Raw genomic sequence first — 16,156 nt, forward strand, 5'->3', positions numbered from 1 at the left:
GGCACGATCAGAATTAACAGCGTTGCCGATCGGCCACGCATCTGCCTTTCGCACCATCAATTTCTTCCCCGGTGCTTGCCCCGCGCTGCAATGCCGACCTACAGTCGCGCCGAACGCATCGCCCCTCGGGCACGCGGCGGAGGGTTAACCCAATCTTTCCTGCCGTCCCTCTATTCTCAGCTTCCGCCTATTGGTTGAAGCGTAACGGTCGGGAACTGGTCCACTGCAAAGAGCGCGTTGGGTATCGAGTATTGGCGCCTTGTGTTTCGCCGCGGCTGCATTGTCCGCAGCGGTCGGGCCTGCTTATGGTTTTGAACTCTTTGGCATGAAGTTTTTCGAGGACGAGACCGAAGAGTCCGTCATCGTCGACCCCCAGCCCTATGTGGTTACGTTCACCTCGAGCGAGGGCGGCGCGGTGGAAACCGCAGCGCGCAATGCCTCCTCGCTGATCGCGGACGAATCAGAGCCCGCCTCAGCCGCTGCCGGGCTGATTGCCAAGGCGCGGGGTGATTACCGTCGCATCATCGCGGCGCTTTATAATGAAGGCCATTATGGCGCGGCCGTCAGCATCCGAATCGGTGGGGTCGAAGCGTCCACCCTCGCGCCCGACGTGAACCTGCCCGATCCGGTTGATGTCACCATTGCTGTGACGGCAGGACCGCTTTTCACCTTCAACAATGTCGCCATCGTCAATCAGGCGCCGCTGACCAGTGATGCCGGTGACGAAGTCGAACTGCCCGTCATGCGCGGCTATGGCGCGGGACAGATTGCGCGATCTTCCGTCATTCTCGCCGCCGAGCAATTGGCGGTGCAGGCTTGGCAGCAGCAGGGCTATGCCAAGGCAGAAGTGGTCAATCGCGATGTGATCGCCGACCATGCGCGGCAGACGGTCGATGTCACCATCACAGTCAATCCCGGCCGCATCGCGGCATTTGGCGATATCAACGTCACCGGCACCGAGCGCATGAACCCCGAATTCGTGCGGCAGCAGGCCGGGCTTGCCGTGGGTCAGGAATACGATCCCGACGAGATCGAGCGGGCGCAGAAGCGACTTGATCGACTCGAAGTGTTCCGCGCGGCGCGTTTCCAGGCGGCGCAGGAAATCGGACCCGACGGGCTCTTGCCCTATCAGTTGATCGTCGAAGAATTACCCGGCCGCCGCTTTGGTGCAGGCGCGAGCTTCTCGACCGTCGATGGGCTCGGCATTGAAGGCTATCACCTCTGGCGCAATCTCTTTGGCCAGGCCGAGCGGCTTAGGCTCGATGCGCGCGTTGCCAGCATTGCCTGGCCGATCGATACGGCGCAATTCGATTATTTCTTCGGTGGCACCTTTACCAAGCCGGGCTTCTTGACGCCGGATACCGATCTTGTCGCCGCCATTTCGGCCGAGCGGACGATCTATCCGACCTATACCGAAACTTCGGCGCTCGGACGGGTCGGCTTGACCCATTATCTTTCCGATGAGCTGACGCTTGAAGGCGGCGCGAGCTATGAGCGCGCCCGCTTCGACGACGTCTTTGGCACGCGCGATTTCTCGACGTTGGGCGTTTATGCCGGCGCGACCTTTGATGGCCGCAACAGCACGGTCGATCCGACCGAGGGCATTTATGCCGCCGGCACGGCAGAGCCTTATTATGACTTTGCCTTCGGCAAGATGGGTCTGCGCGTCACGGCCGAAGCGCGCACCTATTTTGGTTTTTCCGAAAATGATCAGTTCGTTCTCGCCGGTCGCATCAAGGGCGGCGCGCTGCTCGGGCCGGGACTCAATGAAATTCCGCCGGACAAACTGTTCTTTTCAGGCGGCGGCGGGTCCGTACGTGGCTACGGGTTCAAGTCGATCGGCGTCGACAATGGCAATGGGCAGGTGACGGGTGGCCGCTATCTGCTCGAGGCTTCGCTCGAAGCGCGCGCCAAGGTGACCGAGAGCATCGGCGTGGTCGGTTTCGTCGATGGCGGCTATGTCGCGGCTGATACCTTCCCCGGCCTTGAGGATCTGCGGCTCGGCGCCGGTGTTGGTGCTCGCTATTATACGGGTCTTGGTCCGCTGCGGCTCGATCTGGCCATTCCGCTCAACAAGCGCGCCGGCGATCCCGATTATGCCATCTACGCTGGCATAGGGCAGGCATTCTGATGGCTTGGTCTCGCAATCATCGCCGGCTGGCCCTTGTCGGTCTCATTCTTGTGCCCATGACGGCTATTCCCGCGACACTGATGGCGCAGGATGGATCGGACCAGGAGCAGAAGGACTGGCTCACGAGTTTCGTGCAGGATCGGCTATCGACGCCTGAACGGCAGATCACCCTTTCCAATATCGAGGGTGCGCTTGGTTCGGATGTGACGATCCGTGAGATCACCATTTCCGACCAGCAGGGCGTGTGGCTGCGCGTCAATAATGCCAGCCTCAACTGGAGCCAAACGGCGCTGTTTACCGGCCGGCTGCAGGTCAATTCGCTGAAAGCGGATTCGATCGAATATCTGCGTAATGCCGTTCCTGCCGAGGGTGTCGACCTGCCGCCGCCGGAAGCGGGTAGTTTTTCGGTGCCGGAATTTCCGGTGGCGATCGAGCTTGGTGAGCTGTCGATCCCCAAGGTGACGTTCGGCGAAGGCGTGTTCGGGCTTGGCTCTGAGATTTCGCTGGCGGGCAATCTCAAGCTCGATGGCGGCAATCTCGATACGACGCTCGATATCGTGCGGCTTGATGGCCCGGGCGGCACGCTCGATCTCGACCTCAAATATGCGCGCGACAGCAACGAGATCAATCTCAACCTCGATCTCAACGAGCCGGAAAATGGCGTCCTCGCCAATCTCCTCAGCATCGAGGGGCGGCCGGCCATGCAGTTGACGCTGGCGGGGCAGGGGCCGGTTGCCGATCTTCGTGCCGATCTCAATCTCCTCGCCAATGGCCAGACGGCGCTTTCGGGCGTTTCGACGATCACGCAGAATGCCGACGGATATCTGATTGACGCCAATCTCGGCGGGCCGCTCTCGACCCTGATCGCCGAACAGTATCGCCCATTCTTCGGCGCCGATACGCGGCTGACGGCCAATGCCCTCCTGCGCAGCGCCGGTGGGTTCGATCTCAACGCCCTCAATATTTCCGGCGGGCAACTGGCGCTTGAAGCGACGGCCAGCACCACGGCCGACAATTTCCTCTCCCGCCTCGATTTGAAGGCTTCCATCGCCGATCCTCAGGGTGGACTCGTGACGCTGCCGGCGGCGGGCACGACGCAGGTGCGCGCGGCGCAGTTCGTCATCGATTTTGGCGAAGATGGCTCGGAAGATTGGCGGGCTGATGTCGGTATCGACGGGCTCGTGACCGATGAGTTTTCGGCCGCGCGGGTGGGCCTTAACGTCAATGGCGTCGCAAGCGCTCTCGCTGATCCCACGAAGCGCATGATCACCTTCAATGGCGATGGTGCCGTGTCCGGGATTACCGGCGACGAGGCTGTCATCGCCGCGCTTGGGGACAGCGTCGGGCTTGGCCTTGCTGGCCTCTGGAATGCCGGGCAGCCGATTGAACTGGCGCAGTTGCGCGTCGTCGGCAAGGCGCTGACGGCAGGACTTTCGGGCAATATCGACGGCGGCGGGTTTCGTGGGCGCATTGGTCTTCAGACCGACAATATCGCGCCGTTCTCGGCGCTGGCCGGGCGCGACCTGACCGGTGCGCTCTCGCTCGATGCCGAGGGATCGCTCGCCTTTATTGGTGGCGGTTTTGACCTGACCTTTGATGGTTCGGGCAATAATCTCACCATCGACGATCCGACAGCCGATGCCTTGCTCGCGGGCAATGTGGCGCTGTCCGGCCGCCTGGCGCGCACGCCGGCCGGTCTCGTCGCCGACGACTTTGCGATCACCAATCCGCAGGTGCAGTTCACCGCCGATGGCGTCTATGGCACGGCCGAAGCCAATTTTGCCATTGGGCTCGATCTCTCCGATCTCGGCCTTCTGAGCGATCAGGCCTCCGGCGCGTTGAATGTGCGTGGCACGGCCAAATCCACCAGCGCCGAGGCGCCGGTTGTTCTCGCGCTCGACGCCAATGTGGCTGATGGCCGGTTGATCGACCGGACGCTGCGCGATGCGAAGCTCGGGCTCAACCTCGACGTGCTCAGTGGCAAGATCAGCGGCAGTGTCGATGGCTCGGCCATGCTCGATGGCTATGAGGCAACGCTCTCGTCGCAGATCGCTGTCGATGAAGTGCAGCAGGCGCTCAAGGACCTGAATTTCGAGATTGCCGGCACGCGGATTTTTGGTTCGGTCAGCCGTGCGGTCGATACCGCTTTGCTGACGGGCCGGCTCGACGTCGTCGCGCCGGATGTGTCGCTCGCGGCAGCTTTGCTCCTGCAGGACGCTGCCGGCAGCGTCAATGCGGCGCTGGTTCTTGCGCCGGTTGATGGCACGCAGCAGGTGGGGCTAACGGCCAATGCCAGCGGTTTGACGGTCAACGATATCGTCGTCGGCCGCGCTGATATCACCGGGACGGTCAGCGATCTCTTCGGCGTGCCCGTCGCCAATGGCACGATTGCGGCCAGCGATGTGAAGGCGGCCGGCGCCACCATAACGAGCCTCAATGCCCGCGCAGACCAAAGCGGCGACACCACGCGCTTTGATGGCGAAGCCGCGCTTGCGACCGGTACTCGTATCGATCTTGCTGGTGCTTTGGCGCCGACCGATGGCGGCTATCGTCTCTCTCTCGATCGCGCCAACCTGACGCAAGGCACGCTGGCCGCACGGCTGGCTTCGCCGACGGAACTGATCGTTCGCGACAATGCCGTGTCGCTTGATGCGCTGCGGTTCGATGTCGGGTCGGGCAGCATCACGGCGACCGGCACGGCCGGCGAAACGCTCAATATGCGCGTCCAGATTTCGGCGCTGCCGTTGTCTATCGCCAATACGATCGTGCCGAGCCTTGGTCTGGCCGGGACGCTCGAGGGCACGGCGGTCATTTCCGGTTCGTCGTCCGATCCCCAAGTGCAGTTCCAGGCGCAGGGCAGCGGCATCAATGCGGCCGTCATCCAGCCCTTCGGCATTGCGCCGGTGAGCATCACGGCAAGCGGGACCTATGCCAATAATTTAGTGGCGCTTGAGCGGCTGGCGGCCAATGGCTCGGGTGGTCTCTCCGTGTCCGGCTCGGGCCGCGTGCCGCTTGCGGGCAATGGGCTGGCCGTGTCTCTAACCGGTTCGGCGCCACTGGCGCTCGCCAATCGCTTCGTCGCCGATCGCGGCGGGCAGCTTTCCGGCACAGCCAATTTCAACGCCGATGTCTCGGGCAGCATTTCCGCGCCACAGTTTGGTGGCTCGGTTTCCGTCGCGGGCGCAGGCTATATTGATCCCGAGCTCAACCTGCGTTTGACGGGCATTACGGGCCGGGCAAGCCTTGCAGGCACCCAGGCTCGGATCGAAAATCTTTCGGCCAACCTTTCGACGGGTGGCTCGGCTTCGGCCTCGGGTACCGTCGGCATTTCGGGTCAATTCCCGGCCGATCTCAGCGTCTCGATCAATTCGGCGCGCTACTCGGATGGCGAGATTTTCCTCGCGACCGTTTCGGGCGGGTTGAGGCTGACTGGCAATCTTCTTGGTACGCCGCTGCTTGCCGGCAACGTCACCATCGAAAACGCCAATATCACCGTTCCGGAAGGCTTTGGTGGCGGCACGCCGCTGATCGATGTGCGCCACATCAATACCCCGCCTGCCGTCAGCCAGACGCTGCAGCGCGCGCGGATCGATGCGGCTGGTGCGCCGGTTCCGCAGACGCGGTCGGCTGGTCTCTTGCTCGACGTCAATGTCAATGCGCCGAACCAGATCTTCATTCGCGGCCGTGGTCTCGATGCCGAGGTCGGCGGTTCGGTGCGGCTTGCCGGGCCGCTCAACAATATCCAGCCGGTCGGTGCCTTCTCGCTCGAACGCGGTCGTCTTTCCGTGCTTGGCCAGCGGCTTGATTTCGAGACGGGCACTGTGACGCTGGTCGGCGATCTCGATCCGCAGCTTTATTTCGTGGCACGGACCGAGGGCGACAACATCACCGTTTTCGTCACCATTTCCGGTCGCGCTTCGGCGCCTGATGTGAGCTTCAGTTCCAACCCCAGCCTGCCGCAGGATGAAGTCCTCAGCCGCCTGATCTTCAAGCGCTCCATGGGCGAACTGTCGCCGATCCAGTTGGCTCAGCTTGCGGGCGCGGCGGCGGAGCTCGTCGGCGGCGGCGGTGGAGGCGGCCTCGTCGATGGTCTTCGCGGTGCGGCCGGCCTCGCCGATCTCGACGTCGTCACAGATGCGCAGGGCAATGTTGGCGTGCAGGCCGGGACCTATCTGCAGGACAATGTCTATCTTGGCGTCACGGCTGGGGCCAATGGACAGTCGAAAGTGTCGATCAATCTCGATGTGACCGACGATCTCGTCGTGCGCGGCGCTGCGGGGCAGGATGGGAATTCGAGCGTCGGCGTCTATTACGAGCAGGATTACTGATGAGCTATTGGGACGAGCGCTACAGCACGTCCGAGTACCTTTTCGGAGAGGAGCCCAACGCTTTCCTCGCGCGCCAGGCGCATCTGCTCCCCAAGTCTGGGACGGCTTTGGCCATCGCCGATGGGGAAGGGCGCAACGGGGTCTGGCTCGCCGAACAGGGGCTGGGCGTCGTGTCTTTTGATGCCTCGCCGGTCGGTATCGAGAAAGCCAGGCGGCTCGCGCAGAAGCGTGGGGTCGCTCTCGATCCACAGCTCGTCGATATCGCCCTTTATGGTTGGCCGGTTGAGCAGTTCGACGTCGTTGTCGGCATCTTCTTTCAGTTCGCCGGACCTGACCTGCGCGATGCGATCTTTGCGGGCATGCAACGAACCCTCAAGCCCGGTGGCCTGTTGATCCTGGAAGGCTATGGTCCGCGCCAGCTCGAGTACAAGACCGGTGGGCCGAGCATGATCGAGAACCTCTATACCGAAGCTTTGCTCGCCGAGAAGTTCGCCGGTCTCGAGATTTTGCAGCTGCAGGACCATGATGTCGAGCTCGCCGAAGGCGCGCGGCATGTAGGCCGGTCGCATCTCGTTGATCTTGTGGCGCGTAAGCCCGGATAGCGGGTTGTTCTTCCACCCTCCTTCTTGAACGTCCACCGCGTCATTCCCGCGAAAGCGGGAATCTCTGCGTCGGTGCGATGGGATTCCCGCTTTCGCGGGAATGACGCCGCGTTTGTGAAATTGACGGACCGGGACTGTTCCGATCCGCCTTGGTCAAGCCTACTACCGGCCCGCGCCACCTGTCTTTTCCGCTTTGGCCTCATCCCACCACCAGATGCTCGGGAAGCCGCTGGCGAATTCGGGCAGGGTTTCAGGACGGCTGAAGCGGTCCCAGCGGGCGGTGCGGGAATAGCGCAGCGCATAGCCGGGGATAACGTAATCGTGGGCGAGAAGGACGCGGTCGAGCGCCTCGATCACGGCCAACTGCGTATCGCGGTCTGGCGCGGCGACGAGCTTATCGATCAATGTGTCGATGCCCTTGTCGGCGATCCCCGCATAATTGCGCGAGCCTTCTTCATTGGCGCTGCCTGACCCAAAGAAATCGCGCTGCTCGTTGCCGGGCGAGAAGGACTGCGTCCAGCCGGTATAGATCATGTCATAATCGAAGCTGCGCAGCCGGTTGATATATTGTGGCGTGTCGACGATGCGCACAGAGACGGCAATGCCGATCTGACCGAGATTGCGCTGCAGATTGGCAGCGATGGCTTCGAGCGTCGGCTGGTGCATCAGGATTTCGAATGAAAGCTGCTGACCATTGGCATCGACAAGCTGGGTCCCGTTGAGCGTGTAGCCTGCCTCGGTCAAGAGGCCGAGCGCCTTGCGGAGGTTTTCGCGCAGCTTGGTCGGGTCGCCATTGACCGGATTGGTGTAAGCCTCGGTGAAGACAGCCGGCGGGACTTCGTCCTTCACGCTATCGAGCACAGCGAGGGTTTCGCCCTGCGGCAGACCCTTGGCGGCGAAGGGGAGGCCAAAGAAGTAGCTGTCGATGCGGGCGTACTGATTATAGAAAATCGTGTTGTTCAGCTCTTCGAAATCGAAGGCAAGGTTGATCGCTTCGCGGACGCGCTGATCCTGAAATTTCTCGCGGCGGAGATTGGGAATGAAGGCGGTCATGTCGCCGCGGCCGTTATAGTCCTGCGGGAATTCTTCGCGGACGACGCGGCCTTCTGTAACGGCTGGGAAATCGAAGCCCGTGGCCCAGCGGCGGGCGGTATATTCGCTCCAATAATCAAACTGGTCGCCCTTGAACGCCTCGAACCAGACGGATTCATCGAGGAAATATTCGTAGTCGATCACGTCGAAATTGTTGGTACCGATCTGGGTCGGATGGTCCTTGGCCCAATAATTTTCATCGCGCGTATAGGTGATGGACCGGCCGGCATCGAAACTGGTAATTTTATAGGGGCCCGAGCCCATGGGCGGCTCGAGCGTCGAGGCACCGATATCGCGCTTCTTGCCATTGGCGTCTGTGCCCTCCCACCAATGCTGCGGCAGCACCATGAGCTGGCCGAGAATGTGCGGCAGCTCCTTGTTGCCGGTCATGTTGAAGGTGAAGGTGACTTCGCCCGGCGCCGTCACCTCGGCCTTGGTGATGTTGGCGTAATATTGGGTATACATCGGGCTGAGCTCAGTGAGCTTGTCGAAGGACCAGACGACATCCTCCGCCGTCACCGGCTCGCCATCCTGCCAACGTGCCTTGGGGTCCATGCGGAAGATGACGGAGCCGAAATCGTCGGCGACCTTCATCGATTCTGCGAGGAAACCGTAGGAAGTGTTCACCTCGTCGAGCGACGAGGTCAGCAGGGTCTCATAGACCAAGCTCAAGCCAAGAGGGGCATCGCCCTTGGGCAGGATGGGGTTGAAGGTATCGAACCCGCCACGGGTGCCGAGCCGAACCGTACCGGTCTTGGGCGCATCGGGATTGACGTAATCGAAATGCGCAAAACCTTCGGGATATTTCGGCGCTTCTGTGAGGCTGTCGGCATAGACCCAGACTCCGGTGGGCGTTTGCGCCAAAGCGGGCAGAGCAAGGCCAAGGGTCAGAAGTCCGGAAGCAAGGAGTGTCGAAAACTTCATGGGGCGCTCTGTCTATGGGGTTGGAGTGTCGTCGGAGGCTTTTGCCGGCTTGGTGGAGCCGACTGGATCAATATCGAATGCGGCCGCCATCAACTGGCGGGTATAGGGATCGCGCGGCCGCGCAAAGATCGCCGCGGCCGGGCCGGTTTCGACCACTTTGCCATGGCGCATGACAACGAGCGAGTGGGCAAGGGCTTTGACCACCCGCAGGTCGTGGCTGATGAACAGGTAGGTGAGATTGCGCTTCTGCTGCACGGCGCGGAGCAGGTCGATGACCTGCGCCTGGATCGAGATGTCGAGCGCGGAGGTCGGCTCGTCGAGGACGAGGAAATCCGGCTCGATCACCAAGGCCCGGGCGATCGCGATGCGCTGGCGCTGACCGCCTGAGAACTCGTGCGGATAGCGATCGGCCGCTGCGGGATCGAGCCCGACTTCCTTGAGTGCCGCTTCCACCTTGGCCGAGCGCTCAGTCGACGAGAGGTTCGGCATATGCACGCGCAGACCTTCGCCGATGATCTCGCTGACGGACATGCGCGGGCTGAGCGAACCGAACGGGTCCTGGAAGACGATCTGCATGTGCCGACGCAAAGGCCGCAAGCCCTTCGATGATTTTTGGCTCACTGTCTCGCCGAGCACGACGATTTTGCCGTTCGATGGAATGAGCCGCAGGATGGCGTAGCCCAGCGAGGATTTGCCCGAGCCGCTTTCGCCGACAACGCCCAGCGTCTCGCCACGCTTGATCGCGAGATCGACGCCGTCGACAGCCCGGATATGGCCCACGACACGGCGAAGCAGGCCCCGCTTGATCGGGAACCAGACTTTTAGGTCCTTGGTCTCGACCAGTGTCGGCGCGTGACCATTGGGCAGGTTGGGCGCGCCCTTGGGCGCAGCAGCGAGCAGCTTTTTGGTATAGGCGTGTTGCGGGCGCGCAAAGATTTCGGCGGTCGGTCCGCTTTCCACGATCTCGCCCCCGGTCATCACCGCCACACGATCGGCGATCCGGCGCACGATGGTCAGATCGTGTGTGATGAACAGCATCGCCATGCCATGGCGCTGCTGCAGCGATTTCAGCAGGGCGAGGATCTGCGCTTGGACCGTGACGTCGAGCGCTGTCGTCGGTTCATCGGCAATCAGCAGTTTCGGGTTGTTGGCCAGCGCCATGGCGATCATGACGCGCTGCCGCTGGCCGCCGGAAAGTTGGTGCGGATAATCGTCGATCCGGCTTTCGGGATCGGGAATACCGACCTCACCCAGTAACTCGAGCGTCCGCTGCCGCGCCGCGGTCTTGCGCATGCCTTGGTGGACCGCGAGCACCTCGCCGATCTGCTTGCCGACGGTGTGGACCGGATTGAGCGAACTCATCGGCTCCTGGAAAATCATCCCGACCTGATTGCCGCGCACACCACGTAGGGCTTGCTCGGATGCAGTGAGCAGATCCTGCCCATCGAGCAGCACCTTGCCCTCTAGCTGCGCCGCAGGCGGCAGGAGTTTCAGGACCGAAAGGGCAGTCACCGACTTGCCCGATCCGCTCTCCCCCACCAGCGCCAGCGTCTCGCCTGGCGCGATAGCGAAATTGACACCCTTAGCCGCCGCAAAGGCGCCGAAGCGGATGGTCAGATCCCGAACGGAGAGGAGGGGGGCGGTCACGAGAACGTCTTTCTTGGATCGAAGGCGTCGCGGACGGCTTCGCCGATGAAGACGAGGAGGGTCATCATGATGGCGATGGTGAAAAAGCCGGTGAGGCCTAGCCAGGGTGCCTGGAGGTTGCGTTTGCCCTGCGCGAGCAGTTCGCCAAGCGAGGGCGAGCCGAGGGGGAGGCCGAAGCCGAGGAAATCGAGGGAGGTGAGGGTGGTCACCGAGCCTGAGAGAATGAACGGCATGAAGGTCAGCGTCGCGACCATGGCATTGGGCAGGAGGTGCCGCCACATGATGGTGAGGTTCGAGACGCCCAAGGCGCGGGCGGCGTTGACATATTCGAAGTTGCGGGCGCGGAGGAATTCGGCGCGGACGATGCCGACCAACGCGACCCAGGAAAAGAGCAGGAGTATGCCGAGCAGCACCCAGAAGCTGGGGGCAATGACGCTCGAAATGATCAGCAGCAGGTAAAGCGCCGGGACGGACGTCCAGATTTCGATGAGGCGTTGCGAGATGAGATCGAGCCAACCACCAAAGTAGCCCTGCACGGCGCCGGCAAAGACGCCGATGACGGACGAGACTACAGTGAGGATCAGGCCAAAGAGAATGGAAATTCGGAAGCCATAGATGAGGCGGGCGAGGACATCGCGGCCGCGATCATCGGTCCCTAGCCAATGATAATTGCCGAGATGGCAATTGGGGTCGGCTGTTCCTTGGGGATAGCGCGAGCAGAACTGATCCCAGGTCAGCATCCAACTCGGTGGATTGGTGCCGGAGGAGGGGAGATAACCATCAACCGTGTCATGGCTGAAGCGCACCGGTGGCCAGATCGACCAGCCATTGGCGGCTATTTCCTCGGCGATGAAGGGCTGCCGATAGTCCGTGGTGGCCAGAAAACCGCCGAACTTTGCCTCGGGATAGGTAACGAATGCCGGCGCGAGGACCTCGCCCTTGTAAGAGACGAGGACAGGACGATCATTGGTGATGAACTCCGCGCCCGATGTCAGCACGAAGAGCACGAGAAAAAGCCAGAACGACCACCAGCCGCGGCGGTTTTTCTTGAAATTGGCAAGGCGCCGCTGGTTGAGCGGGGAGAGAGCCAGCGAACTCATGCGTCGCGGCTTTCGAAATCGAGCCGCGGATCGACCCACATATAGGCGAGGTCAGAAATGAGGCTGATGACCAAGCCGAGGAGCGAGAAGATATAGAGCGTCGCAAAGACCACGGGATAATCCCGCGTCGCGATGGCTTCGAAGCCGAGAAGCCCCAGGCCGTCGAGCGAGAAGATGGTCTCGATCAGCAAGGAGCCGCCGAAAAAGGCACCGATAAAGGCACCGGGGAAGCTCGCGATGATCAGCATCATCGCGTTGCGAAAGACGTGGCCATAGAGCACCTGATGCTCGGTCAGTCCCTTGGCGCGGGCCGTTGTCACATATTGCTTGGAGATTTCGTCGATGAACGAGTTCTTGGTGAGCAATGTCGCAGTGGCGAATGCACCAAGACCCATGGAGATGATCGGCAAGACCAGGTGCCAGAAATAATCGAGAACCTGTCGCCAGATTGGGAAGCTCGAAAAGCCGGGTGACGTGAGCCCGCGCAGCGGGAAAACCTGCCAGAAACTGCCGCCGGCGAGCAGGACGACCAGCGCAATAGCGACGAGAAAACCGGGTACGGCATAGCCGACGATGACCACGGTCGAGGTCCAGACATCGAAACGGGACCCATCGCGCCTTGCCTTGGCGATCCCGAGGGGAATCGAAATGCCATAGGCGATCAGGGTCATCCAGAGCCCGAGCGAGATCGAAACGGGCATTTTTTCGATGACGAGATCGATGACGGAAATGTCGCGATAATAGCTCTGGCCGAAGTCGAAGCGCAGATAATTCCACAGCATCAGCCCGAAGCGCTCGAGCGGCGGTTTATCGAAACCAAACTGCTTTTCGATTCGGGCGACCAACTCGGGCGGCAGCCCTTGCCGGCCGCGATATTCGCCAGCCTTTTGATTGTTTTGCGGGCCGGGCTGGGATTGCACCTCCTCGCCGCCGCCACTCACGCGCTCGCTTAAAGCGACGTTCTGCCCCGACATATTGGCCAGCGCCTGTTCGACGGGACCGCCGGGGGCAAATTGGGTGATGACGAAAGATACGGCCATGATGCCGAAAATCGTGGGAATCATCAGCAGAAGTCGGCGGATGATGTAGGCGCCCATCGCGGCTCCAGCTCGTTTCCTCGATAATCCTTCTTTCGCGGGCAAATCACCTGCGTTTACGGGACCTTGGCTGCAGTGCATCACCTGTTGCCACATTTGGCAACATCACAAGCGCGTTGTCTTGTTCACCTGTGCAAGGTTTTCATTGCCTCTACGGCAAAGAGCGGGCCACATTCGGCGCAGAAAGGGAGTTTTGATGAACTTCATGACCATTGCGCAGGTGCGCGACGACAGTGTGGCCCGGGTCATCCTTGTGGCCCTTCGCGCGCATGGATTTCACCCCATGGAGCAAGGCGATGGCGGGCTTCCCGGTGTGCCCAATCTCTTCGGGCCGGAAGGGGTCGGCATAAACGTTCCGGAATCAGAGGCCTCCGATGCAACGGTTCTGGTCGAACAGTTGTTGAAGGACATGGGCCAGAGTGGCACGTAAAAGCGCCATAAACAGAAGCGATGTTTTCTATGCGGGACGGGCGTTGAACCCCAGCGCGGCTTGCGTTAATAAGCCGCCTAAAGAGTTAATTTCCTTTAAGCCTTCGGGCAGGAGTGACCAATGAAGGTTTGGATGCGCGGATCCGCTTCCGTGGTTGGATTGGGCCTCGTCGCGATGACGCTGGCGGCATGTTCGACCACCAGCCAGTCGAACACGGCCAATCTCAATGTCGTACGCCCGGCGCAGCAGTTGCAGCCGGTTCAGTCCTCGACAGTACAGCAGGGCACGCTGCCCGCTATCGGTGCATCGGGCACGCCAGCGCCCGGTCTTTCGGGTACGCCCGTGCTTGGCGGCGCGCCAGTTGGCGGCATGGCGCCGATGACCACGGCGTCCGCATCGGGCTCGATGACGACGCCGATGGGCAGCAATAGCTCGATCGTCAATGTCGGCGCTCCGGCTGCCGGTTTCTCGGCTGGTCCCGAAGGCGTATGGACGGTGACGGCCGGCGCCAGCACATGCCAGCTCAACCTGCCGATGACGGCCAAGACGGGCACGTCCTACTATCGTGCGTCCTCGCCGGGCTGCACCGTGGCCCAGATCGCTGGCGTCACAGGTTGGCAGCAGGTGGGCAGCCAGCTCCAGCTTTATGATGATAACGGCAATATCGCTGCCTTCCTCGCCCCCTCGGGTGGCCGCTATATCGGCACCATGAGCGGCGGTCAGGCGATCTCGATCGCCCGATAAGTTTTTGGAGCCGGTCGCGAGACCGGCTCTTTCTTTTGCCTGCTCCGCTGCCATACCGTTTGTGCGGGCTGGCGTGTCGAGTATGGATGGGCCACAAGCGTCGGGTTTCGACCGCTTTGTCGGGTTGTTGCCCGGGCCTCTTTCCCAGCGGTTCATTCTCTTGTCCCAAAATCAGTTTGCTACCCACCCTGTCGCGAGCCCGGTTCGCAGCGAGTATCTCGCATTGGTCGAGCGCGGCGCGCTGACGTCCGACCCGGCACAGCTCGAAGCGGCAACCCATTTCGATCGGCTTTGGCGGGACCTGACCGAACAGCGATCCAAGGGCTTTTTGGGGTTTTTCGAGAAGCCGCGGCACATCCGTGGCATTTATCTCGTCGGCGAGGTGGGGCGTGGCAAAACCATGCTCATGGACCTGTTCTATGGAGCACTGCCGATCAAGCAAAAGCGTCGAGTGCATTTCCATGAATTCATGGATGAGGTGCATGCCGGCATTTCCGCGTTCCGGAAATCACCGCGGGGCAGGGACGATAATGCCGATCCCATCGATGCCGTCACCAAGCCGATCCTGAAATCGGGCCTGCGCGTGCTTTGTCTCGACGAGTTTCATGTGCATGACATCACCAATGCCATGCTGCTCGATCGGCTTTTTGAAAAGCTCTTTGCCGGCGGCGTCACGCTGGTTGCGACCTCGAATGTCGAGCCGGATCAGCTCTATAAAGACGGTCTCAACCGCCAGCTCTTCCTGCCATTCATTGCGCGTCTCAAGGCTGAGGCTGAGGTCGTCACGCTCCTTTCCGAGCAGGATTATCGGCGGCTGAAATTCGCCGGCCAGCAAGTCTACGCCTTTGGTCAACCAGTCGAGGTGAAGCCGGTTATGGACCGTCTGTGGCTGCGGATTACCGGTGGCGAGGCCGGACAACCCGGCAGCATCGAGAGCATCGGCCGGCAAATCCCCGTGCCGCTCCAATCCATGGGCGCAGGGCGGTTCGCCTTCGCTGACCTTTGCGAAAAGCCGCTGGGCACGCGGGATTTCGTTCGTATCGCCCACCATTTCGATTCGCTGATGCTCGACAACGTGCCGCAAATGGACCGCACCAAGTCCGATGCTGCCAAGCGCTTTATCCTCCTGATCGATAGCCTATACGACCGTGGTGTTAAACTCGCTGCCAGTTTCGAGGTCGGGCTCGAGGCGCTGGGCAAAGACGACAAGACCGCCTTTGAGTTCCAGCGGACCATCTCGCGCCTCAACGAAATGCAGTCCGAAGAATACCTAGCCAAGGGTCTGCGGGACGCGGCGCCAGTGGAAACAGTAAGCTAAAGTCCGACCGACTTCTTAAGCACGTCATTTACCCGGCCCTGCCAGCCTTTGCCAGACGCGCGCAGGCGGGCGAGCACATCGGCGTCGATACGCAGCGTGACCTGCTGCTTCGGGCTTTCGAGGGGAGGGCGGCCTCGGCTGCGCCGGATGCTTTCCGCCTGTTCAGGAAAGACCTCAGTGAAGGGACGGAATTGCGCGAGCTCATCGTCGGTGGACGGTCTCTCGATTTCCGGGTCGGGGCCAATTAGCTCGCCGGTGGCGTCATCGACCCACCAGCCATCGTCATCCTGGTGAACGCCGCCAGCCGCGATCAGCGCCTGCATCTCCTCGTTGTACAGTTCCCAACGCCGCTGCAATTCTGCTTCGCCACCGGGACTATCGTCCAGATCTTTGGTAACGAAGGCAGGCCAGTTTTTAGGCATGAGTTTGCATCCTCTCCTGACGGCTCGCCGGTCGCATCGAAATCACCGAAAGCGCTTCGGAACCAAGCGGGCGAAACACCACAACGATCACCTGCACTCCAGACAAGCTCCCTATCGCGAGCAAGCGCCCGTCACGCGATGGCTCGACAAAGGCGGACAGGAAAAACTCAGCGTCGAGGTCGCGGAAATCCAGGCCATGTTTGGCGAGGTTCGCGAGGCGCTTGGGTTCGTCCCAGGTGATCAGCATTGGAATATTTGTAACTCCAATAAATGCGCGACGCAAGAATTAGTGTCGGTACAGAAATTACTGCATGCCCAACC

General features: G+C 61.3%; 12 protein-coding genes. 6 read left to right on the forward strand and 6 right to left on the reverse strand.

Annotation, left to right across the window (positions count from 1 at the left end; translation table 11 throughout):
• Nucleotides 1-325 precede the first annotated feature (325 nt).
• The 3 genes from ASG47_RS14490 to ASG47_RS14500 are packed head-to-tail and all read left to right on the forward strand — an operon-like array spanning nt 326 to nt 7,061.
• The gene (locus ASG47_RS14490; protein WP_082511786.1) at nt 326-2,131 is read left to right on the forward strand and encodes an autotransporter assembly complex protein TamA; all 1,806 of its coding nucleotides are present in this window, start codon (nt 326-328) and stop codon (nt 2,129-2,131) included.
• Complete coding sequence (locus tag ASG47_RS14495; protein WP_061910241.1) at nt 2,131-6,459, forward strand: translocation/assembly module TamB domain-containing protein; 4,329 nt, start codon at nt 2,131-2,133, stop codon at nt 6,457-6,459. The genes ASG47_RS14490 and ASG47_RS14495 overlap by 1 nt, the downstream gene beginning before the upstream one ends.
• Nucleotides 6,459-7,061 carry an SAM-dependent methyltransferase gene (locus ASG47_RS14500; protein ID WP_061910243.1) on the forward strand — a complete coding sequence of 201 codons (603 nt, stop codon included), beginning with the start codon at nt 6,459-6,461 and terminating at the stop codon, nt 7,059-7,061. Before ASG47_RS14495 ends, ASG47_RS14500 begins: the two co-directional genes overlap by 1 nt.
• A gap of 162 nt (nt 7,062-7,223) precedes the next feature.
• On the opposite strand, the gene ASG47_RS14505 is transcribed toward ASG47_RS14500, so the two are convergent.
• From ASG47_RS14505 to ASG47_RS14520, 4 genes are read right to left on the reverse strand one after another with little or no spacing between them, the layout of a single operon-like run.
• Nucleotides 7,224-9,077: an extracellular solute-binding protein gene (locus tag ASG47_RS14505; protein WP_061910245.1), complete on the reverse strand. Its 1,854-nt coding sequence runs from the start codon at nt 9,075-9,077 to the stop codon at nt 7,224-7,226.
• 12 nt (nt 9,078-9,089) lie between these two features.
• Nucleotides 9,090-10,724: an ABC transporter ATP-binding protein gene (locus tag ASG47_RS14510; RefSeq protein ID WP_061910247.1), complete on the reverse strand. Its 1,635-nt coding sequence runs from the start codon at nt 10,722-10,724 to the stop codon at nt 9,090-9,092.
• The gene (locus ASG47_RS14515; protein ID WP_061910248.1) at nt 10,721-11,824 is read right to left on the reverse strand and encodes an ABC transporter permease; all 1,104 of its coding nucleotides are present in this window, start codon (nt 11,822-11,824) and stop codon (nt 10,721-10,723) included. Before ASG47_RS14515 ends, ASG47_RS14510 begins: the two co-directional genes overlap by 4 nt.
• Nucleotides 11,821-12,921 carry a microcin C ABC transporter permease YejB gene (locus ASG47_RS14520; protein ID WP_061910250.1) on the reverse strand — a complete coding sequence of 367 codons (1,101 nt, stop codon included), beginning with the start codon at nt 12,919-12,921 and terminating at the stop codon, nt 11,821-11,823. Before ASG47_RS14520 ends, ASG47_RS14515 begins: the two co-directional genes overlap by 4 nt.
• Nucleotides 12,922-13,117: 196 nt before the next feature.
• Here ASG47_RS14520 and ASG47_RS14525 point away from each other — a divergent pair, with 196 nt between their 5' ends.
• From ASG47_RS14525 to zapE, 3 genes are all read left to right on the forward strand, one after another.
• The gene (locus ASG47_RS14525) at nt 13,118-13,351 is read left to right on the forward strand and encodes a hypothetical protein (protein WP_061910252.1); all 234 of its coding nucleotides are present in this window, start codon (nt 13,118-13,120) and stop codon (nt 13,349-13,351) included.
• A 120-nt stretch (nt 13,352-13,471) separates the two neighbouring features.
• On the forward strand, nt 13,472-14,095 hold the full coding sequence (locus ASG47_RS14530; protein ID WP_061910254.1) for an AprI/Inh family metalloprotease inhibitor: 624 nt from the start codon (nt 13,472-13,474) through the stop codon (nt 14,093-14,095).
• A gap of 160 nt (nt 14,096-14,255) precedes the next feature.
• Entirely contained in the window at nt 14,256-15,413 is a 1,158-nt protein-coding gene (gene zapE, locus ASG47_RS14535; RefSeq protein WP_200913704.1) for a cell division protein ZapE, read from the forward strand.
• On the opposite strand, the gene ASG47_RS14540 is transcribed toward zapE, so the two are convergent.
• The gene (locus ASG47_RS14540; RefSeq protein ID WP_061910258.1) at nt 15,410-15,835 is read right to left on the reverse strand and encodes a BrnA antitoxin family protein; all 426 of its coding nucleotides are present in this window, start codon (nt 15,833-15,835) and stop codon (nt 15,410-15,412) included. The genes zapE and ASG47_RS14540 overlap by 4 nt on opposite strands.
• A complete protein-coding gene (locus ASG47_RS14545; protein ID WP_061910260.1) occupies nt 15,828-16,082 on the reverse strand; it encodes a BrnT family toxin in 255 nt (84 codons plus the stop codon). The genes ASG47_RS14540 and ASG47_RS14545 overlap by 8 nt, the downstream gene beginning before the upstream one ends.
• Between the last annotated feature and the right edge of the window lie 74 nt (nt 16,083-16,156).

It is taken from the genome of Devosia sp. Leaf420 (assembly GCF_001425445.1).
In the GTDB taxonomy this organism is placed as follows: domain Bacteria; phylum Pseudomonadota; class Alphaproteobacteria; order Rhizobiales; family Devosiaceae; genus Devosia.